At 43.8% G+C, this 20,617-nt stretch carries 17 protein-coding genes; 11 read left to right on the forward strand and 6 right to left on the reverse strand.

What is annotated here, in order from left to right; all coding sequences use genetic code 11:
- Window positions 1–439: 439 nt before the first annotated feature.
- Entirely contained in the window at window positions 440–1,069 is a 630-nt protein-coding gene (locus B3F51_RS10925; protein ID WP_148637999.1) for a DUF3786 domain-containing protein, read from the forward strand.
- A gap of 49 nt (window positions 1,070–1,118) precedes the next feature.
- Here the strand turns inward: B3F51_RS10925 and B3F51_RS10930 are convergent, their stop codons facing one another.
- Complete coding sequence (locus tag B3F51_RS10930; RefSeq protein ID WP_070369623.1) at window positions 1,119–1,694, reverse strand: TetR/AcrR family transcriptional regulator; 576 nt, start codon at window positions 1,692–1,694, stop codon at window positions 1,119–1,121.
- A 250-nt stretch (window positions 1,695–1,944) separates the two neighbouring features.
- On the reverse strand, window positions 1,945–4,254 hold the full coding sequence (locus B3F51_RS10935) for a methyl-accepting chemotaxis protein (RefSeq protein ID WP_286947082.1): 2,310 nt from the start codon (window positions 4,252–4,254) through the stop codon (window positions 1,945–1,947).
- A 429-nt stretch (window positions 4,255–4,683) separates the two neighbouring features.
- Between B3F51_RS10935 and B3F51_RS10940 the strand changes: the two genes are divergently transcribed.
- The 4 genes from B3F51_RS10940 to B3F51_RS10955 all read left to right on the forward strand — a co-directional run bounded on the left by B3F51_RS10940 (window position 4,684) and on the right by B3F51_RS10955 (window position 10,792).
- A complete protein-coding gene (locus B3F51_RS10940) occupies window positions 4,684–5,127 on the forward strand; it encodes a MarR family winged helix-turn-helix transcriptional regulator (RefSeq protein ID WP_286947084.1) in 444 nt (147 codons plus the stop codon).
- Complete coding sequence (locus tag B3F51_RS10945) at window positions 5,128–6,591, forward strand: MFS transporter (RefSeq protein ID WP_070369620.1); 1,464 nt, start codon at window positions 5,128–5,130, stop codon at window positions 6,589–6,591.
- Between the two features lie 208 nt (window positions 6,592–6,799).
- Window positions 6,800–8,332: a histidine kinase N-terminal 7TM domain-containing diguanylate cyclase gene (locus tag B3F51_RS10950; RefSeq protein ID WP_286947086.1), complete on the forward strand. Its 1,533-nt coding sequence runs from the start codon at window positions 6,800–6,802 to the stop codon at window positions 8,330–8,332.
- A 90-nt stretch (window positions 8,333–8,422) separates the two neighbouring features.
- Window positions 8,423–10,792 (forward strand): ABC transporter substrate-binding protein, encoded by a 2,370-nt coding sequence (locus tag B3F51_RS10955; RefSeq protein WP_286947088.1) that lies wholly within the window; start codon window positions 8,423–8,425, stop codon window positions 10,790–10,792.
- A gap of 217 nt (window positions 10,793–11,009) precedes the next feature.
- On the opposite strand, the gene mutM is transcribed toward B3F51_RS10955, so the two are convergent.
- Window positions 11,010–11,822 (reverse strand): DNA-formamidopyrimidine glycosylase, encoded by an 813-nt coding sequence (mutM, locus tag B3F51_RS10960; RefSeq protein WP_070369617.1) that lies wholly within the window; start codon window positions 11,820–11,822, stop codon window positions 11,010–11,012.
- A 200-nt stretch (window positions 11,823–12,022) separates the two neighbouring features.
- On the opposite strand from mutM, the gene B3F51_RS10965 reads away from it, so the two are divergent.
- The 3 genes from B3F51_RS10965 (at window position 12,023) to B3F51_RS10975 (ending at window position 16,414) form a co-directional block, all read left to right on the forward strand.
- Window positions 12,023–12,643, forward strand: a complete 621-nt coding sequence (locus tag B3F51_RS10965) for a TetR/AcrR family transcriptional regulator (RefSeq protein WP_286805504.1) — start codon at window positions 12,023–12,025, stop codon at window positions 12,641–12,643.
- 174 nt (window positions 12,644–12,817) lie between these two features.
- On the forward strand, window positions 12,818–13,516 hold the full coding sequence (locus tag B3F51_RS10970; RefSeq protein WP_286947090.1) for an ABC transporter ATP-binding protein: 699 nt from the start codon (window positions 12,818–12,820) through the stop codon (window positions 13,514–13,516).
- Between the two features lie 9 nt (window positions 13,517–13,525).
- On the forward strand, window positions 13,526–16,414 hold the full coding sequence (locus B3F51_RS10975; protein WP_286947092.1) for an FtsX-like permease family protein: 2,889 nt from the start codon (window positions 13,526–13,528) through the stop codon (window positions 16,412–16,414).
- A 29-nt stretch (window positions 16,415–16,443) separates the two neighbouring features.
- Here the strand turns inward: B3F51_RS10975 and B3F51_RS10980 are convergent, their stop codons facing one another.
- A complete protein-coding gene (locus tag B3F51_RS10980) occupies window positions 16,444–16,884 on the reverse strand; it encodes a MarR family winged helix-turn-helix transcriptional regulator (RefSeq protein WP_286947093.1) in 441 nt (146 codons plus the stop codon).
- Between the two features lie 142 nt (window positions 16,885–17,026).
- On the opposite strand from B3F51_RS10980, the gene B3F51_RS10985 reads away from it, so the two are divergent.
- From B3F51_RS10985 to B3F51_RS10995, 3 genes are all read left to right on the forward strand, one after another.
- Window positions 17,027–18,205, forward strand: a complete 1,179-nt coding sequence (locus tag B3F51_RS10985; RefSeq protein ID WP_286947095.1) for an aspartate aminotransferase family protein — start codon at window positions 17,027–17,029, stop codon at window positions 18,203–18,205.
- A 127-nt stretch (window positions 18,206–18,332) separates the two neighbouring features.
- The gene (locus B3F51_RS10990; RefSeq protein ID WP_070369611.1) at window positions 18,333–18,749 is read left to right on the forward strand and encodes a secondary thiamine-phosphate synthase enzyme YjbQ; all 417 of its coding nucleotides are present in this window, start codon (window positions 18,333–18,335) and stop codon (window positions 18,747–18,749) included.
- Between the two features lie 50 nt (window positions 18,750–18,799).
- Entirely contained in the window at window positions 18,800–19,339 is a 540-nt protein-coding gene (locus tag B3F51_RS10995; RefSeq protein ID WP_070369610.1) for a cysteine hydrolase family protein, read from the forward strand.
- Window positions 19,340–19,533: 194 nt separating this feature from the next.
- Here B3F51_RS10995 and B3F51_RS11000 read toward each other — a convergent pair whose 3' ends face one another.
- Window positions 19,534–20,085, reverse strand: coding sequence for a cysteine hydrolase family protein (locus B3F51_RS11000; RefSeq protein ID WP_070369609.1), 552 nt, complete (start codon window positions 20,083–20,085; stop codon window positions 19,534–19,536).
- 95 nt (window positions 20,086–20,180) lie between these two features.
- Window positions 20,181–20,546 carry a winged helix-turn-helix transcriptional regulator gene (locus B3F51_RS11005; RefSeq protein WP_070369608.1) on the reverse strand — a complete coding sequence of 122 codons (366 nt, stop codon included), beginning with the start codon at window positions 20,544–20,546 and terminating at the stop codon, window positions 20,181–20,183.
- Window positions 20,547–20,617: the final 71 nt, after the last annotated feature.

Here is a 20,617-nt window from a genome sequence, read left to right on the forward strand (position 1 = left end):
GACAGCTTTCTTTTCAACCTTATTTCAAGGTTCATGGACTAAATTATTAAGGTAATAACATCCACCTCACCCAAATAAAAAACAGCGGACTTTATATCAGTCGGCTGTTTTTTCTTTTTGCAAATATTTGTCCGATCTGACAAGATTAATTTAGAATCAATAGCTAAACGTTATACTCGTTGTATGATTTTAAAAAGAAAAAACATCCAAGTGACGGCGGTGGAGCATGTTTTTTGAGATGAGAAAAAGATAGTGATTGAATGGATTGTTGTTGACAAAATAAAGAAATGAAGATAATATATTTATGAATAAATTCATAAATGAATAAATTCAAGATAACTGTTAATTGCTGATTAAAGAATAATAAATTGCGAAGCAGCGGGTTAAGCTCCTGCTACTTTGTAAACGCTAAGCATAGATAAAATGGAGGAGACTGAAGATGGAACAAGATAATTATAAAAATGTATGTGAATATTGGCGACTAAAGGCGCTGGAGTTTGACTATGAAGAACGTTATGCGGCCTTAGGACTGCCCGGATACAATGAAAATAATTTACCGATTACTTATTTTGGTGTCAATTACGAGATTAACCGAGTGGATGCCAGAATTCATAATCTTGAAAATCCCCAGGAAGAGGTGGATTTTTATACTCAGTCAGCTATTTATCATTTGTTTTATTTTTCGAAAGAAGCACCGAGAAATTCTGGTAATTTTATTCCTCTTCATGAACTTCGGGGTGCAGCACCATTTAGTCCGGCCTTTAAAAAATCAACCCTGATGCCTTTTGCCAAAACCTTTGAAGGTAAAACAGATCAATTGATTGATGCTGCTGAAAAACTGGGGTTTGAACGGTTGCCAAATTCAGACGCCGGATTTCAGGCCATGGCCTTTGTCTGTATGCCAATTCGTTTTTTATTTTGGGATGGTGACGATGAACTGCCAGCTCAGGCCACCATTCTTTTTGATGAAAAAATCACCGATTTCACGCATGAGGAAACCGTCATCGGTATTGGCGGTGATCTGGTGAATCGGCTGTTCAGTGCGGCCGGGTTAAAAAGATTAATATAGTTAAAGTAAGGATCATAAAGAGAGTCCAAGCTCATGTTTTATTGCAGTCTTATTTTGTTAAAAGTCCATCCATAAACAGCTTCAATTTATAGTTGAGGTTTTCCTCAAAAGAAATTTTTGCATGACTGGTAAGGGCAGATTTGATTAAACCCATAAACAGTTCGGTGATCATTTCAATGGGTACATCATTTCTGAAATCGCCATTTATTCGCCCTTCCTGGATTATGGCTACCAAGATATCTTTAAATTCAGTTCCATGGGGTGGCCCCATCAGAGAAAGATGGCGATTGCATAAGTTAAATAATTGCTGATTTTCTTTAAAAATTTTACCGATGGTTAACAGAATTTGAGAGATTTTTTCCGGAGGACTCATGGAAGAGCGATTCAGTTCTTCCAGGGAGTCCTTTGTTTCATCCAGATTTTTTGTCAAAACATATCTCAGAACATCTTCTTTTGAATGAAAATAATTATAAAAGGTGCCCGTGCCAATATCTGCAGCCGATGCAATTTCAGCGATGGTTGTTTCTGCAAATCCTTTTTCAATAAACAGTTTCATTGTCACATCGACGAGAGTAGTGAGTACCTGGCGTTTTTTTCGATCTCTGCGACTGATTTCTTTTTCCATAAATTTACCTTCCTAAATAGGCGTCGTGATAGACCCGATGATACTTTAGTCCGAATGATGATTCTTTGTCTAAGCTATATCCTAGCGATTTTTCATAACAAAGTCAAGAATGAACGGCAATCTGAAGAAAGATACCTTAATTAGAATGAGAGATTTACAGATTATCTGATTTGTATTACATACCAACGCAAAAACCACCACTTAATGTGGTGGCCTTGCGTTGGTAGTGTAATTGACAAATTATTGTGGATTATCTCAGTTGAAATTGATTAATCATCTGTTTTAATAAAACCGATTGGCCGGATAATTCTTCACTGGCAGCGGCACTTTGTTCGGCGGTGGCTGAGTTCTGCTGAACAACCTGGGCAACTTGTTCGACTCCCAGGTTGATTTGGGCAATGCCTGTGGCCTGTTCATTGGAGGCGGTGGCAATATTGCCAATCAGACCGGTAACTTGATCGATGCCACTGACAATTTCATCAAGTGCTGCAGCTGTTTCATCGGCAATTTTTGTTCCTTCCTGAACCTTTTGGATGGACCCTTCGATCAGTCCGGTTGTTTCTTTGGCGGCATCGGCACTGCGGGCAGCCAAGGTTCTAACTTCTTCGGCGACGACGGCAAAACCTTTGCCGTGTTGTCCGGCCCGGGCCGCTTCAACCGCCGCATTGAGCGCCAGAATATTAGTTTGGAAGGCGATATCATCAATGACTTTTATAATTTTAGAAATATCATCAGAGGACTTGTTCATGTCGATCATCGATTGCTGCATTCTGATCATTTGATTAGTGCCCTTATCAGCGTTTTCCATGACGTCAGCGGCCAATGATCGGGCCTTATTGGCATCAACGGCATTGTGTTTCGTCTGGTCGGCGATTTCAGCGATGGATGCGGTTAACTCCTGAATCGAGCTGGCCTGCTCAGTGGAACCCTGTGCCAAGGACTGACTACTGTCAGCAATCTGATTGGCACCGGTATTAACTTGTTCAGCCGCATTGTTGATGTCACCAAGGAGATCATTTAACTTTTTTATAATCGCATTAAGCGAAACAGAAATAGCATTGAAATCGCCTCGGTAGACACGCATGTCATTGATGCTCAGATTGCCGTTGCCGATTTCTTCAGTCACAGCTGAAATTTCAGTTACGACCGTTCTGAAGCGGCTGCCCATGGTGTTGACGGCGGTTTTCAGGGCATCAAAGCTGCCTTTATAGGTGCCAGTTACGGTGGCGTTTAAATTTCCTTCAGACATATCATCCAATGCTGCTGCCACTTCGTTAATGGGTTTTGAAATTTTTGCTAGGATTCCATTCATGCCCTTTATCAGTTTTTGCCAGGAACCACTAAAACGGGTTTCATCGGCCCGGATCTCCAGTTCACCCTGGATTGCGGCTCGGGTCAGCTGGGTGGCATCGGTGATGAGATCGCCAATGGATTCTTTCACACAGATTAAGTTCTTTTCGATGGTCATAAACTGTTCGTGGGTGGCATGGGTATAGTCATCGGGCAGCTGAATATCCATATCAAAATCCAGGTTCCCGAGTGATAATCGTTCCAGATTTTGCTCTAAACGAAGCACTTCTTTTTTGGTATACTGGGCGACGCTTTCATTTGGGGTGGTATCGTGAGAGATTTCCAGATAGCCGATGGTAGAGCCATCTTTATCAAGAATAGCAGCCGTGTCCATGCGATAATAGCGGCCCTTGAATTCGAAGGGGTATTCGGTTCGACCGCTTTTTTTAAAGGCGGTAACGCCACAATTTTCGGTCTTGCAGATCTCAAGATTACACTCGGAACAGGCGTGGCCATACATATCTTCCCGTTTTTCGGCGGTGCCGGTTTTTTTCATCAAGTCACCCAGCGCTTTATTGAGAAAGGTAATCTTCAAATCATTGTCAACGGCGGTAACACGGTATGGCATCGCATCCAGGATTGCTGCATAGAAGTCTTTTTCAGAGGCCAGTATTTCGATGGCCTGATTGGTCCGGGTGATCGCATTTTTGAAATCACCCCCCAAAGCATCGTTGTGTTTCTGATCCAAATCAAATCCTGGCTTGATGCTTTCTGGCAGCATTGATAGATAATCGACGAGATTTAACATTGCGGTTTGCATACGTTGCAAACTGTTCCCCAGCAGATCTTTTTCGGATTTTGGGGTTATTGCGACGGAAAGATCACCAGCACCGATCCGGCTTGTAATATCTGCCTGAGATTTAATAGTCCCGGCGATTTCTGTTAAGGTGTAACCTAATTGACCCAGCTGGTCGTGGGTCTGCGTTGCTTCAAGGTTTATGTCAACATCACCAGCAACGATGCGATTGGCAATTTTAGTTAGCTGAGTTATTTGGTTCGAGGTTTTATTAAAACCCACTAAAATCACGCCAACGATGACAAGCAATCCGAGTGCATAAATCAGGATTATGCTGTTTGGGATTGTAAAATACTGGTCGAAGTTCAGGCTCAGGACATACAGTGATAAGCCAACGGTTACTAGAAAAATAAAAGCAACAGGCAAAACAACTGTCAGTAGAATCCTCGACACCAAGGTTTTTTCATACTTCATGTAATACTCCTTTGATCATAAATTAAAATGTGTTTAAACAATAATTCAGGTCATTTTTCACCACTTTTCCTTGAATGATTTTACCGCTGATCTACGTTTTGTAGATGCTGTTACTCTTCACAGCCTGGGTATTCAATCGAATCTGCTTACGTACCTCAAATATTATATCCAATCATTTTAGTAAATTCAATTTAATCTTTTGTTTTAAATGAATTTAATTCATTGTGACGTTATTGCAATGGGGAGAAGTATAATCAGAAGTGGATAAAATAGACAGCATGTAACATATTTTATGAGAATGATTCGGTAGCAGCGATCAGATTCAAAGAATCGCTGGGAAAGATACGGAAACGTCGGCAAAAAGTTGACAACTCAACGCAAAGGAATTATAATAATGTTGACAAGTCAATATTAGAAGGAGTAGGACAATTGGAAATTGAAAACATGCATTTTATTATGCTCAATAATAAAATATTTCGCAATAATCAGATTCAACTGGACAAGGTAATGAAAAAATATGGCTTAAGCAGTGGTTCAATACCCTATCTTTTTATTCTGGAGAAAAATGAGGGTGTCAGTCTTCATCAGCTCAGCCGAAAAATCGGCAACGACAAGGCCATGACCACCCGCACGATTAAACGGCTGATTGAGCTGGAATATGTTTATAAAGTCGGTAAAGATGGGGATTGTCGGGCCTATCAATTGTATCTGACCGAAAAAGCCAGAGCCGTATTACCCAAGATGCACAGGGATATTCAGGAGATCGTGGACTTGATCTCAGCCGATTTAACCCCGGAAGAGAAGGCTGTGACCCTGGTAGCGATGAAAAAAATCTTTATGCGAACCCAGCAGCTCAGGGCCGAGGAGGAATAAATGGAAAAAAGTTATGAAAAAAATAAATGGCCGATTCTGCTGATTGTAGTGATGTCGACCTTTATGGCAACTCTGGACAGCAGCATCGTCAATGTCGCGCTGCCTCAGATGGCCCGGGCAATGGATGTCGATACCGCACAGATTCAGCTGGTGGTGACCAGCTATCTGATTGTTATTGTCGGAATTATTTTGATCTTTGGAAAACTGGGAGACATGCTGGGCAAGACCAGAATTTTCACCTTTGGTATTGCCATGTTTACCCTGGGGTCACTGCTCTGTGGGATTACCAGTTCCTTTCCGGTGCTGATTGGTGCCCGGATTGTTCAGGCGGTTGGCGCCGCTGCAACCATGGCCAATAATCAAGGCATTATCACCCAGGTTTTTCCGGCCACTGAGCGGGGCAAGGCCCTGGGTTTAACCGGCACATCCGTAGCCCTGGGATCGTTGGTTGGCCCCGGATTGGGAGGCATCATTGTCGGGGCCGCCAGTTGGGAATATATCTTTCTGATCAATGTTCCAGTGGGGGTAGTGGTTCTATTCTTTGCCCTTAAGCTGCTGCCAAGAAGTAATAAAAAAACCACAGAGCGGTTGGATGTGCTGGGGGCAGTTCTGTTCATGTTCAGTATCGTGCCCTTATTTGTGGCCCTGGGGCAGGTACCCAGTCTGGGCTTTTTAAATCCGTTGATCCTAACGGGCTTTATCGTTTCAATCCTGTCGTTTATTGCCTTTATCAGGGTCGAAAAAAAACGGGAAAACCCCTTGATTCCTTTGGCTATCTTTAAGAATAAATTATTTTCACTAAGCATCTTTTGTGCGTTTATTACCTTTGTGGGGCTTTTCTGCAACAGTATTATTCAGCCCTTCTATCTGCAGGATGTGATGATCTACTCACCGGAGCAGGCGGGGCTGGTTATGATGATTTTCCCTTTGGTTTTAACCGTTCTGGCACCACTCAGCGGTCATGTTTCTGATAAAATTGGCTCAGAATTGTTAACCTTCATCGGTCTGTTGCTGATCAGTCTGGGTTTATTTTTAATGGCGACCCTGACGGAGCAGTCTTCCCTGATGACCATGGTTATTTTTATTGTCATCTTATCAGTGGGGATGGGCTTGTTTCAGTCGCCAAATAATTCCCTGATCATGTCGACGGTAAGTAGACATCAGTTGGGGATTGCCGGGAGCATCAATGCCCTGGTAAGGAATATGGGGATGGTTTGTGGGATTGCATTGGCAACCACCTTGCTTTATGGCAGCATGAGCGGGGAGTTGGGCTACCGGGTCACCGATTATGTGGTTGGCCAAAATGGCGCCTTTATTAATGGTATGCAAATCGTTTATACGACAGCGGCAGCGATCTGTCTGTTTGGCGCGGTATTAACGCTATTGCGGCTGATTGGTAAAAAGTCCCGGGTACGGGAGGAAGCGATGGTTCCAGACAAAGAGATGCGGCCAAGTCAGGACTGAGTCAATAATGGATAAGAAAAACAGCGGGTTTGGGTTGACCGCTGTTTTTTTCATTTCTTGTGCTTTGTTAGTATTTAAAGTATAATTCATCTTAAATAGTAGGGACATCTTCCGCGTGCTTATGGGTTCGAATCCAAGTGGGATAATCGTACGTTTGATAAAGGCCATATCAGACAAGTGATCCAGATCAGGAGGTCTAAAAAGCAAAATGATTATTAAGTTTGTCAGTATTTATCTATATATTGGGGTTTTATTGCTTTCCTTTATGTTTATCAATTCGTTTGTCCGGGGTAAATCAAGCTATGCTAAAGCCTTTGGAGCACTCAGTCTGACCTTGCAGATTTATCTGCTGGGGTATCTGGTGGAAATCAATGCCAGCTCACTCCAGGATATGTATTTCTGGAATCAGGTGCAATATTTCGGGATTCCGTTTTTTCCGGCGTTTTGGTTAATGGTGAGTATGCTGTACACCGGCAAGGGTAAATACCTTCAGGGATTTGGCGGTCTGGTGGTCTTTGCGATTCCGATTTTCACATTTCTGCTGCGCCTATCCAACGACTGGCATCATTTATATTACAGCCAAATTGGGATTCATCAGTTTATGGGGGTCAACTACATGTTGTTGATCAAAGGCCCCTGGTATTATGTTCAGACGGCCTATGTGTTGATTACCCTGGTTTTATGTACCTGGTTTTATTTTCAGCGTTTTCGAAACAGCACTGGTGATGAAAGAATCCAGTTCAGACTACTGCTGCTGGCTTCGGTATTGCCATATCTGGCATTGCTGTTGGTAACGGTGAATCTTTTCGGCATCGGGATTGACTACACGGCATTGATTTTGCCGCCCTGTGTTTTGTTAATCAATTTATCCTTAACACGCTATAATTTTCTGGAAATTAAAGATCTGGCCCGGGAACGGGTTTTTGAGGATAGCAGTGCTGGCCTGATTCTCGTCAATCGTTTTTATCGGGTTGTCGACTTTAACGAAGCCAGCGTCAAGTTTTTTAGCTGGTTCAATGCCTCGCTAAAAGAAGAACAATTGGAAATTCTGTTGGCGAAACATCCGGATTTATGGGAGCGGATCAAGAATTCGGAGGATCAGGTTTGTCATTTCAGTGTTGCCAAAGAAGACCGTTATGTTAACATCAACACCCGCAGTATTCAAAACAAAAAAGAAACTGTTGGTCATCTGATCACCTTTGAAGATGTCACGGAGCGGGAAAGTTTGAAACAGCGGCTGACAGAAATCGCCAATACTGATGAACTCACCGGTCTCAATAATCGACGACGCTTTAGGGAGTGTGCCGAAAAGGCCGACCAGCAGGCCCGATCCGTCCAGGAAACGTTGTCAGTGCTGATGATGGACATCGATTTTTTTAAAAAAATCAACGATTCGTATGGTCATCATGGCGGTGATGCCGTGCTTCGTCATTTTTCAGCGATGCTAAAGGAGGCTTTTCGGGGCACCGACATTGTCGGCCGGATTGGCGGGGAAGAGTTTGCGGTTGTGTTGTTAAACACCGATGCTGAAAAGGCCTATGCAAAAGCTGAGGATTTCCGGAAAGCAGTGGCAGAAAAGACTACCATCTTTGGAGAAAACTGCATCACGGTGACGGTCAGTATTGGCGTGGCCGAACGTGATCAGACAACCACTGATTTTGATGCTTTGATCAACCACGCCGACCACGCCCTCTATCAGGCCAAGCACTCAGGAAGAAACCGGACAGTTATCGCCCATTGAGACAAAAACGCTGTTTTTAAATTCGTTTCGGCTAATAAGTTGAACGATGAAAAATCGATTACGTATCGAATAAAAGAAAAGAGGAGAACAATGAAAAAATCAGTCATTACGCTATTGCTTGTTTTTGTGTTGGCCATGGGGGCATCGGCGTTGCTGCCAAAGACGGCTGATGTGACGGATCTTGCGACGATCAAGGTTGGAGTTCTGCTTCCGGAAACCGGTACCTGGAAGGCCACCGGGACGGCTGCCAACAAAGCCCTTGAGGCAACACTGCCCTATGTCAACGGATACCTCGCTGATCAGGGCCTAAAAATTGAGCTTGAAATCCGTGACACCCAGAGTGATCCGGGCACGGCTCTGGCAGAACTGGAAAACCTGAAAAATTCCGGAATCACAACGGTAATCGGTCCGATGATCAGTGAGGAAGCCCTGGCGGTGCTGGACTACGCCAATACCAATGGAATGCTGCTGCTCAGTCCGTCGGCAACGGCCAGAGAACTGTCATTGCCGGATCACTTCTTTCGAATGGTTGGCACCGACAAAAGTCAGGTTGATGGTCTCACCCGGATCATTAAAAATGGCCAGCAGATCGACAGTCTGATAACGATCTTTGTTGATGACACCTATGGTCGGGGCTATAACGATTATCTGAATGAAATGGCTTTTGCCCAGAACATAGAGGTTCTTGGCTCAGTGGCGATTACCGCTGAGAGCGCCAAAAATCCCACCGTTTCTGAGACAATTAAGTCATTGGCAGCCGGAGCGAGCAATACGTCGACGGCGGTGGTCGTGGTGGCGCCCAGCCAGATGGCGGCTGATTTGATTGTCAATCTATTAGATGATCAAAAGCTATCGGCAATGAAATGGTATGCCAGCGCTGATATTATCGGTAATCAGACAATTGTTGAGAACCAGAAAGTGGCGGCTTTTCTGGAACAAACAGCAATGGAGGGGTTAACCCTGGGAGATCAGGGCATTGATCTTGATGCCCTGCCTTATCTGCGAGCCCGGCTTGATGGTGCCAGTGACGATTCCCCTTATGCAATCACAACCTGGGATGCCTTATGGCTGTTGGCCGATACCTACGGCGTGGTTGGAGCAAACCCCGAGTATGAGGTTTTAAAATCCGGATTGGTAACCCAGGCGGCAAACTTTCGAAATGCTTTTGGCTCCTTTAACACGATGGACGAAAATGGTGATACCAAGGGCTCAAAGTATATGCGCTATGTTTGCATCAAAGAGGGTGATGCCTACCGCTGGAAGTGTATGGGCCATGTTGTCAGCCTTGGAGCAGGCGAGCCGATTGTTCAGACGATTGAAGAAAAAATTTCGCCAATTGGCGGTGAGGTTAAAATAGGCGCATTATTGCCGCTAACGGGAAACCGGAGTGAGAATGGCGAAGAAATAAAAATGATCCTAGAATATGCAGTGGATCAGTTTAACAGCTATGCCAAAAGCCGCAACTCGGACTTAAGTCTGACCCTGGTGGTCGAGGATACGGGCAGTGATAATGCCCAGGCCGTTGCAGCGGCTAAGACTCTGACGGCTCAGGGAATAAAAAGTATCATTGGGCCAATTAACAGTGCTGAGTTAGAATCTGTTAAGCCGGTATTTGATTCGGCTGGGGTTACGGCCATCTCGCCGCTTTCATCAAGCATGGCGCTGGCTCAGACTGATCGGCTTTATCGTCTGGTGCTAAATGATGGCGTTGAGACCAAAGCGCTGTCGACGCTGCTGGCCCAGCGGGGGATTGACGAGCTGATTATCCTTTATGCCGATGACAGCTATGGTCAGGCGATGGTCAATCAGATGAAAGCTGGCTTTATCGGAGAGGTTGTGGCCCTCGGTTACGATGCCACTAATCCGGATCTGGCCATGCCGGTATCGATGGCAGAGGCGGCGCTGGTAACCAGTGATCCAGCTAAAACGGCGGTTCTGACGGTTTCGTACAATGAAGTGGTGGAGCTTTTTAAAGCGTTGCCAAAAGACAGTAACTTACGTCAGCTTAAATGGTACGGTACCGACAGTTCGGCTTCGTCAAAGGCCCTGCAAAATGATTCGGAGGCTGCCGAAACGGCTGCCCAGCTTGATTACACAACAATTGATTTTAGTCCCTATGGGGATAAGTTTGATCCTCTTTATTACGTTATCAACGACGAACTGGAAGTTGACGGCCCGCTTAAGGAAAGTCTGATCAGCTCCTTTGACGGGATTTGGTTACTGGGTTGTGCCTATCTTCAGGAAGGCAGTAACGTAAGTCCTGAGGTACTTAACGGATATCTTGCCAAAGCTGGCTTTCATGGTCTTGGTGGGGTGCTCAAACTCGATCGGAATGGCGACCGACAGATCGGTTACTATAAATTCTATCATCTGATGCCAGCAGCGGAGGCATATTATTGGGAAAATAATGGCCTATACAGCCAGGATCTGCTGAAGCCAGGCGTGCTGGAGATGAAATAGCCGTCAGCACCGACACGATTTAAAAACGTTGGCTCCTTCGATTGACCAGATCACGTTATCAAGAAAAAACCGTCTCCAGGAGCGCTTTTGTGGGCGCCTGGAGACGGTTTTTTAATTCTTGGTGTGGTTTTGTGGCTGTTGGCCGGGCGGATGCATAATTTTCCGGCAATGTTTAATGACAAAACAGTTATAAGTAATCATATGGAGCCGATGGCGGCTAACCCTTCTTTTTCTGGCAGGTTTTACAATAATAGGTTCCCCGGCCACGAACCATTTCTTTGGTGATGGTTCCCTGACATACCGGGCAGATTTTTTGGGTATGGACGTTTAACTGCAGCTGAAACAAACCGGTAATGCCATTGGCATCAAAGGAATGAATGGTGGTGCCGCCCTGGGCGATGGCCTGTTCCAAAATTTCCCGAGATATGGTGATTAACTCGGCCACCCGCCTTTTACTGAGACGTTTTCCCGGGGTACGGGGATCGATTTTAAGCGTAAAACAGATTTCATTGGCGTAAATATTGCCGATTCCAGTCATAATGGTTTGATCCAATAGCAAGGTTTTAATCGGCAGATTGCTCTTATGTATTTTGGCATAGATCGTTTCAGGATCGGCATCCCAGGGCTCGGGGCCAAGCTTGGCAAGCGGTAGATCCTGACGATAGGTGTCTTTGTTGACCAGTTCCAGACGACCAAATTTACGGGTGTCCTGATAACGTAATTCAGAGCCATCACGAAAGATAAAGCTCAGGTGTTCATGCTTGTTTAGCGGCGTTGATGCGTCGACGATATTATACTTGCCTTCCATTCGCAAATGAGAAATAAAGGCATCACGATCCAGAATAAAGATCAGATATTTTCCGATCCGATCAATATCGCAGATGGTTTGGCCGGTTAAGGTGTTGGCAAAATGATCGGAATCTCCGGTGACAATCGGATCATAATAAACCTGGATTTCTTTAATTGTTTTGCCAATAATAAAATTCTTAAGCGTTTGGCGGACGGTTTCGACTTCTGGTAGTTCGGGCATAAGATTCACCTGCTTTAATGGATTTTGACGTACTCATCATGAGTATACACCAACGAAAACCATTGCGGCAAATGAAAAAAGAAATATGACGAAACAGCCCCAATTATAAATGGCTCCAGGAAACCGCTAAGGATTGACAGCAGGGGTTTATCATGATAACATAACACTGTTATCTAAAATAGTTAGACTAAAGGTGTAAAATGGGGAATGAAACAGAAACACGAGAACGATTGTTAGAAGTTGCCAAGGATGAGTTTCTTGAATTGGGCTACGAAAAAGCGTCAATGCGAAAGATTTGCAAAAAAGCCGGGGTTACAACGGGAGCCTTGTATTTCTTTTTTAAAGATAAGAACGATCTGTTTGCGGCACTAGTTAAAAAAGTTGCTGATGAAATAAAAATGATCATTATCCATCATACTGAAAAAGAGCAGGCTATTTATGTGGAGGCAAAAACGACCCCAGAGGCATTAATTGCCGATGGGATAGAGCAGGGGCGAGAGTTTGTAACCTATATGTATGCCAATAAAGATGCGTTTATTTTACTTCTCAGTAAAGCCAATGGATCAGCATATGAGAATTTCTATGATGAACTGGTCGACTTAATGGAAAAAAACACGCTGCAATTTTTAGATCACATAAGTTCTGAAAGTGGCAAAAAAAATGAGATCAATCCCTACACCATGCATTGGTTGGCGCATCTGGAGACGTCGTCCTTTGCTCAATTGCTGACCCATGGATTGACTTTAGAAGAAGCCTTAATTCAAGCAGAGGTCATTGCCAAATACCTGACCGGAGGTTGGTTGGCGATACTAAAAAAGTGATTTGATAAAATTTTAAATAAAGAAAATACGATTGAATTCGAATCCGGAATTCAATTTTATTTTTGCATCAAACATAACACTGTTATGCTACGCAAACATCAAATTGTTTTGGCTAATCTACAATAATAAGTTTCAGAAAAAACCATTGATATTTAAAAAATGAAAGGGGCAAAAATGTTTATTGAAGTGAATGACATTAAAAAAAGTTATGGCGAAGGAGGTAGCTATGTCCAAGTGCTAAAAGGGGTATCCACAGGCATTCAAAAGGGTCAAATCTGTGCGATATTGGGGCCAAGCGGATCGGGGAAATCGACCCTGCTTAATACCATCGGCGGGTTGGATACCATCGATAGTGGCAGCATAAAAATAAGTGATAGTGAGATTTCTAAACTGAATCCCAAAGAATTGTCACTATACCGACGAAATTTGCTGGGTTTTATTTTTCAGTTTTATAATCTTGTTCCCAATCTTACGGTTAAAGAAAACATCCAGGTTTGCGAATACCTGACAAAAACACCACTGGATATCAATGAACTGCTGGAAGTATTGGGGTTAAGCGAGCATCAGAAAAAATTTCCCTCCCAATTATCAGGAGGGCAGCAACAGCGGTGTGCCATTGCCAGAGCACTGATTAAGAACCCCGAACTGTTATTGTGTGACGAACCGACCGGAGCGCTGGACTATCAGGCATCCCGGGAGATTCTGATGCTGATTGAGAAGATTAATAAAAAATATGGTACCACCATGTTCATTGTTACCCATAATACTGCGATTAAAGAGATGGTTCATCGTGTCATCAAAATCAAAGACGGTCAAATCAGTCAAGACTACGCCAATACGGTATTGAAACCGGCCAGTCAACTGGAATGGTAGGTTATTTCAATGATTTTGAATAAGCGAATCATCAGGGAGTTAAAAGAAAACTGGGCACGATATGGAGCATTGGCATTTTTAATCATCTTTTCGCTGGGGTTGGTCGTGAGTATGGCTGGCTCTACGGATGTGGTCAATTATACGATTGATAAAAATAATGAAAAGAATCAACTGGAAGACGGAGAATTTTCTGTTTATGTTCCCCTAACCGAAAACCAGCAGCGGGAACTTGAAAAAATGGGAGCAAGCACCGAGGCTGCCTTCTATGTCGATTTGCCTGGCCCTGAAAAGTCCGTCCTGCGGGTTTTTAAGAATCGCAATAGTATCAATACCATTGAGCTGGAAGAGGGACGATTGGCCGATCAAAGGGGTGAAATCGTTCTGGAGAAACACTATGCCGAAAAGCATGGAATAAGGGTTGGCCAATCTATTGAGGTAGATCAAAAGAATTATCTGGTGACCGGGATCGGAACAGTGCCGGATTATTCCAATGTTGTCCAAAATGTTTCGGACGTGTTGGCGGATTTAAAACAATTCAGCATCGGATTTGTATCTGAGTCGGAATTTAATCAACTGTTAGCAGAAGATATCAATGTTGAATATAATTATAGCTATAAATTGGATGGGAAACTGACTGATTCAGAACTAAAAGAAAAATTAGTTGATCTGGATTTTGATAAAACAAAGGTCGCCAATAAATATATGCAAGAAATCATCGATACCATTGAAAAAGGCAAGAATGATTTATCCGGTGGCGTTAATGATCTGGCAGATGGGACGCAAAAACTGGCAAATGGAGCCAACTCACTCAAACAGGGAACCAATGAATTGGCAGAAGGAGCAGGCAGTCTGGTAAGTGGCACCGATCAATTGAGCTCAGGTTTAGAAGAATTGACAAATTCCAATACTACTTTAAATCAAGCAGCTGACGATGTTTTTCAGGGGATGCTTGCGCAGGTAAATAGTGAATTTGCAAATATGGGGATGACAGTCACGGTTACCGGCGATAATTACCGGTCCGTGATTGACGGCTTGACCAAAGCCCTTGACGGCTCCGATGCGAATACGGTGATCGTACTTAATACCATGAAAGCGCAACTGGATAGTTACAAAGACTTTAAAGATGGACTAACAGCCTATACCAATGGTGTCGAATCGGCCTATTCCGGGTCGGTGGAATTGTCTGCGGGCGCAGATAGTCTGCATCAAGGCAGTGAGGCTGTGGCAAATGGGGTCAATACCTTGAGTAATGGCTCGGCCGAGTTAAACAGTGGAATGGGAGAACTAAAAAATCAGGTCACCAATTTTATCAATGAAAATATGGCTTATCAATATGTCAATCTAATCACTTTTTTAGAAGCTGGTGATAATCAACGGATTACAAGCTGTAAAAGCGATGCCGCCATCAATAAAAACTCCGCTTTAATTGCGGGAGTTATTATACTCACCCTAATTGCCTATATGATTTCAGTATTTGTGATTCATACCATCGATAAGGAAAGTGCCGTGATCGGGGCGCTCTATTCAATGGGTTATGTAAAAAAAGAACTACTCAAACATTTTATGATCCTGCCGATGCTGGTTGTCACTGCATCAGCACTGCTGGGGACCGGCTTAGGGTTTATGCTGATTGGCGAAAATATTAAGGAGAATGTTGCCTACTATTCTTATCCCGGATATGCCATGGTATTTCCACCCTATCTTTTGATTTATGGTGTTTTGCTACCGATCCTGATTGCTTTGCTTGTCAATTATACAGTTATCAACAGCAAACTATCCTTAGCGCCGCTTAAATTGCTCAGACGAGAAAAGAAACAGCATCAGCTGACAAGTATCGACCTGAAGGAGATGGGTTTTATTAATCGCTATCGGATTCGACAATTATTACGTGAAATCCGGGGAAACATCACCCTGTTTTGTGGACTTTCTATTGCTATTCTACTGATGGTTTTTGGCTTTAGTATTTATGGGAGTATTAGTGCCTATGTCAATAATGTGGCATCCGACGTTGAGTACAATTATCTTTACTTGCTGAAGTATCCGATGGAAACGGCCCCCACTGATGCCACTAAAGCTTATACCGAGTCTTTAACCGCAGACCTTTATTTGACCGGGGGGGAGATGGACGTGACGGTTCAGGGCATTGATGATCAAAACCCCTATTTTGATTTTTCGCTGGATGGCGAAAAAAATGAGGTGGTCATTTCTGACTCGGTCGCCAGTAAGTTCGGTTATCGGGTCGGAGATGAAATTACCCTTTTCGATAATCTGACCGATCGAAATTATAATTTTAGGGTTAAAGCGGTGGTAAATTTTGCCAGTGGCCTCTATATTTTCATGGATATTAAAGATATGCGTGAGCTGTTTGGACAGGAAGAGGGCTACTATAATACCCTGATGTCTGATCAGGAACTGGATATTGAAGCCGGAAGAATCGCTACGGTCATAACGGTCGATAAAATGGTCGCTGCGGCCAGACAAATGTTCACCATGATGTATGGGTTAGTAATTACCATTCTGGCCGCATCGGTACTACTTTTTGCGATTGTGATGTATTTACTGGTAAAAATGATGATTGATAAATCAGCCTTCAGCATTTCGTTAATCAAGGTGTTTGGTTATAATGAACGGGAAATAAAAAAGCTATACCTGGGCACCACCTTTTATACGGTTGCGCTCACGACCCTTATTGCCATTCCGGCCTCTAAAATGATAATTAATAAGATTTACCCTTATATGGTATCCAATGTTTCAGCTGGCATGAATGCCACCATGTCACCCCAATCCTATCTGATCATGGTGGCGATTATTTTAAGTGCTTACGCCATCGTGAATTTTATGGTCGGCAGACATTTGAAAAAGATTTCCCTGGTAGAGATTTTAAAAGAACGCGAGTAGCAGGGGGGACTTAATTATAGCAACCGGGCTTAAGATTCCTGATCAAAAGCGGCCAGAATGACGTCAAGGGCATGAAGGACATTCATTTTTTCTTCATTGGGGATGTTATCAAAAATATCTGCAAAAAAAGTATCGTTATTGCTTTCAATCGTTTCAAATATAACCATACCAGATTCAGTCAGGGATATGTCAACACTGCGCCGATCTTCAAGTGAAGGGGTGCGTTGGACATATCCCTTTTTTACAAGTCCGTCCACGGTGCGGCTGGTGGTGCTTATATCGATGGCCAGGATGACGGCTAAGTCCTTTAAAGAAATGCTATTAATACGGCCGATTTCCACTACAGCATGGCATTGGGCCAGGGTCAGAACGGTGGCGCAGCAGCTGCCATTATTTTTTTTCAAGAGTCCCAGTTTTCGCTCCAGGATTCGTATTTGTTCTCTAAATTGTTTTGGTTGTGCTCGATTCATAACAGCCACCTCCTTTAAGCTGTGTTTATTGTAGCATGTTTGATTTGCGCTTGCAATATTTGATAAAAGCAATAGTTGTTACTTGCAATTAAAAGAGCCGTATGTTACAATTACAAACAAATTTGAAAGGACGTGTAAAATAATGAATCAGACCATTAAAAAAGCTGACAACTATTTCTTAAAAACATATAATCGTTATCCGATTGTATTAGAATCCGGGGAAGGGGTTTATCTCGTTGACGATGCAGGAAAAAAATATCTTGATTTTGCAGCGGGCATTGGCGTGTTTGCCTTAGGTTATCAAAACAAAAAATATAATGAAGCCTTGAAAACCCAGATCGATCAACTCATTCATACCTCCAACTTGTTTTATAACAAGCCATCCGCTGAGGCGGCCGAGAAGTTTATTCAGGTATCGGGAATGGAGAAGGTGTTTTTTACCAATTCCGGAACAGAAGCCATTGAAGGGGCGCTAAAGATTGCCCGTAAATTTTATTTTAATAAGACTGGCAGTCCCGCAGGCGAAATCATTGCCATGGATCACTCCTTTCATGGCCGCAGCATGGGGGCGTTGGCGGTTACCGGACAGCCAAAATACCAGGAAGCTTTTGGTCCGATGATGCCAAATATCAAGTTTGCCCAGTTTAATAATCTGGCCAGTGTCAAAGAACAGATCAATGAAAAAACCTGCGCCATATTAATGGAAACCGTTCAGGGCGAAGGGGGCCTGTATCCGACCACCGCCGAGTTTTTAAGCGGGGTGAAAAAGCTTTGCGAAGAATATGATCTGTTGTTGATGCTGGATGAAATCCAATGCGGCATGGGACGGGTGGGAGAAATGTTCGCTTACCAGGCATATGGCGTCATCCCAGATGTGGTGACTTCAGCCAAGGCCCTCGGATGCGGAATTCCTGTCGGGGCGTTTGCGGCCCGGGGAGAAGCTGCCGCGGTTTTAGAACCGGGGGATCACGGTACCACCTACGGCTTTAATCCCCTGGCGGGAGCTACCGTTTCGGTGGTTTTGGATATCTATGAGGAGACGGATTTGCTGACTCATGTCACAGCAGTCAGCAGCTATCTGGAAGCGAAACTCGATGAACTGGTCAGGGACTATCCGGGAGTCAAAGAACGACGCGGGATGGGTTTAATGCAAGCCCTTGAACTGGATCGACCGGTTGCAGATGTCATCGCCAAAGCCCAGGAACTGGGACTGATTATCATCACCGCCGGACCAAATGTATTGCGATTCCTACCGCCCTTGGTGATCGAGAAGAAACAGATCGATGAAATGATTGGGATTTTAAAAGTTTGTTTGGATTAAATGTAAATTTATCCCGACTTTGTCCGGGGGATACGATGGAAAATTCGATGCCATCAACATCTTTTGAAAAATTGCTGAATTTTATGATAAAAAGTAGTAGAATAAAGAAAAACAAGGAGAGTCAAGAATGATTTCTTATCGCAAAGAGTTGCATTTTAATTTGCCCAGACGAAGAGGATTGGTCAATATTACCAGAGATGTTGAGAAAGCCCTGGCAGAAAGTGGCATTCAGGAAGGGCTGATTTTGGTCAATGCGATGAATATTACGGCCAGTGTTTTTATTAATGACGATGAGAGTGGCTTGCATCAGGATTATGAGCTCTGGCTTGAAAAACTAGCGCCGGAAAAGCCCTATAGTCAGTATCGGCATAATGGTTATGAAGATAATGCCGATGCCCACTTGAAACGAACGATTATGGGAAGAGAAACTGTGGTAGCCGTCACCGCCGGCAAGCTGGATTTTGGCCAGTGGGAACAGATTTTTTATTTTGAATTTGATGGCAAACGGGATAAGCGGGTGCTGGTCAAAATCATTGGCGAGTAAAAAATTTAGAAGTCTGAATCCAACCAGCATAAAGAAGGAGCGTGAAATAGATGAAGAGCATTCTACTTGTCATTGATTACCAGCATGACTTTGTGGATGGGGCTCTCGGCTTTCCCCAGGCGGTACTCCTTGAGGAACCGATTGCCCAAAAAATAATGGCATATCGCCAGAAAGGCCAGGAAATTCTATTTACCTATGACACCCATACGGCCGATTATCTGAACACCCAGGAAGGCAGAAATTTACCGGTTGTTCACTGTATCAAAGGAACCCCCGGTTGGGAGCTTTATGGCAAGGTGGCAAAGCTGCGGTGGGATACCGACACCTGTATTGAAAAGATCGCCTTTGGATCGCTGGAGCTGGCTGAGTTTCTGGCGGCGAACCACTATGACCAGGTCGAGCTGGTGGGGGTGGTGTCAAATATTTGTCTGATCTCGGATGCTGTGCTGGCCAAGGCGGCTTTGCCGGAAGCGGAAATTATTGTTGATGCCAGCTGTGTCGCCAGCAATGATGATTGTTTGAATGCGGCAGCTTTGGATGTGATGGCCAGCATGCAGATCTGCATTATTAACCGCAGAGCAAATGGGTAATAGTCAGTTCTTTAAATCAATTTTTTGAGGTATAATAAACCCAAAATGAGGCGACAACAATGGCGACCAGTAAAGGATTTGCAGACTCTGTCTTGGATCAGGGCATGACATTGGGATATTTTGTTTGTCATGCCCCATTGGATGTGAGAACGTTACCTTCGGCAATAGCGCTGGTGATAATGATCAGGCGATCTTTAGGAATTGGATTTGATAAAAGTATGGGTATCCTTCACATCAGCAAAGGTGTTTTGCAAAGCAGCCATAAAAGCGGCGTGAACAAGGGCAGCAGGAACCGGAGTATTTTCCCAGAGCAGATCTCTAGTAGTACAGGCATCGCTCAATAATTCTATTGCAAATCCCAGTCGTTTGGCAGAACGAACCGTTGTGTCAATACACATATGGCTCATCATGCCACAGATCACCAGTTGCTCAATCGACAATTCCTTAAGCAGTTGTAATAAATCCGTATTAAAAAAACTATCCGGGGTATGTTTGATAACCACCCTTTCACCAGGTAAGGGTGATACCAGGGGATGGATTTTGACCCCTTCGGTAGCAGCGACAAAAAAGGGTGCTTCCGGGTTTTGGTTGATGTGTTGAACATGAAAAACCGGGAGCCCTTTTTTCCGAAAGAGCGCCAATGCGCTTTGGGCGTTTTGGGCAGCGGCATCAGTTTGATTGAGTTCAAAACGTCCACCAGTAAAATAATCATTTTGGATATCAATTAGGAGCAATGCTTTTTTCATTTCTTAAACCTCCTTGTTTTCGACAGTATAATTCATCTTGGGTAGGAGGTAAATTACCCACTTTTTTGTGGGTAGGCTGATAAATGCCCGGGCAATTAGCGGGGATAACAAATTCCTTTTTGATCCAAAACTGCAGTCAGATGATGTTCAACCATATAGTCAATGCCAACGTCCTGCATAATTTCAATGGCTTTAAGGATCTGCTTGCCCCGTTCGGTGAGATAGTAATCAACATGAAGCGGATAACCGGGGGCATTTTCTTTGGCGACAAGGCCAAAATGGCGAAGTTCTTTAAGCTGCTCCAGGAGCATCTTTTGACTGATGCCGGCGATGCTTTTCTCCAGTTGAGAAAGCGTAACAGCACCAGCTCGCATTTGAAAAATGATAATGGTTTTCCATTTACCTTTGATAATGTCGTGGACAATTTCAAGTGGGCAGGTGTAGTCCGTGCGGATTTTCATAGATAACTCCTCTTTTTAATGATCGGCATTGCATCTTTTGACGGGACAAAATTAACGGGCGCAAAACCTGG

The sequence above is a fragment of the Acetobacterium sp. UBA5834 genome (genome assembly GCF_002435675.1).
GTDB classification, from domain to species: domain Bacteria; phylum Bacillota; class Clostridia; order Eubacteriales; family Eubacteriaceae; genus Acetobacterium; species Acetobacterium wieringae.

Excerpts from the sequence above, each read along its gene's own strand:
- B3F51_RS10985 (WP_286947095.1), top strand. The coding sequence starts at position 17,027 with ATGAATCAGACCATTAAAAAAGCTGACAACTATTTCTTAAAAACATAT.
- B3F51_RS10980 (WP_286947093.1), bottom strand. The coding sequence starts at position 16,884 with ATGAATCGAGCACAACCAAAACAATTTAGAGAACAAATACGAATCCTG.
- B3F51_RS10965 (WP_286805504.1), top strand. The coding sequence starts at position 12,023 with ATGGGGAATGAAACAGAAACACGAGAACGATTGTTAGAAGTTGCCAAG.
- B3F51_RS10945 (WP_070369620.1), top strand. The coding sequence starts at position 5,128 with ATGGAAAAAAGTTATGAAAAAAATAAATGGCCGATTCTGCTGATTGTA.
- B3F51_RS10995 (WP_070369610.1), top strand. The coding sequence starts at position 18,800 with ATGAAGAGCATTCTACTTGTCATTGATTACCAGCATGACTTTGTGGAT.
- B3F51_RS10955 (WP_286947088.1), top strand. The coding sequence starts at position 8,423 with ATGAAAAAATCAGTCATTACGCTATTGCTTGTTTTTGTGTTGGCCATG.
- B3F51_RS10970 (WP_286947090.1), top strand. The coding sequence starts at position 12,818 with ATGTTTATTGAAGTGAATGACATTAAAAAAAGTTATGGCGAAGGAGGT.
- B3F51_RS10990 (WP_070369611.1), top strand. The coding sequence starts at position 18,333 with ATGATTTCTTATCGCAAAGAGTTGCATTTTAATTTGCCCAGACGAAGA.
- B3F51_RS11000 (WP_070369609.1), bottom strand. The coding sequence starts at position 20,085 with ATGAAAAAAGCATTGCTCCTAATTGATATCCAAAATGATTATTTTACT.
- B3F51_RS10950 (WP_286947086.1), top strand. The coding sequence starts at position 6,800 with ATGATTATTAAGTTTGTCAGTATTTATCTATATATTGGGGTTTTATTG.
- B3F51_RS10925 (WP_148637999.1), top strand. The coding sequence starts at position 440 with ATGGAACAAGATAATTATAAAAATGTATGTGAATATTGGCGACTAAAG.
- mutM (WP_070369617.1), bottom strand. The coding sequence starts at position 11,822 with ATGCCCGAACTACCAGAAGTCGAAACCGTCCGCCAAACGCTTAAGAAT.
- B3F51_RS10935 (WP_286947082.1), bottom strand. The coding sequence starts at position 4,254 with ATGAAGTATGAAAAAACCTTGGTGTCGAGGATTCTACTGACAGTTGTT.
- B3F51_RS10975 (WP_286947092.1), top strand. The coding sequence starts at position 13,526 with ATGATTTTGAATAAGCGAATCATCAGGGAGTTAAAAGAAAACTGGGCA.
- B3F51_RS11005 (WP_070369608.1), bottom strand. The coding sequence starts at position 20,546 with ATGAAAATCCGCACGGACTACACCTGCCCACTTGAAATTGTCCACGAC.
- B3F51_RS10930 (WP_070369623.1), bottom strand. The coding sequence starts at position 1,694 with ATGGAAAAAGAAATCAGTCGCAGAGATCGAAAAAAACGCCAGGTACTC.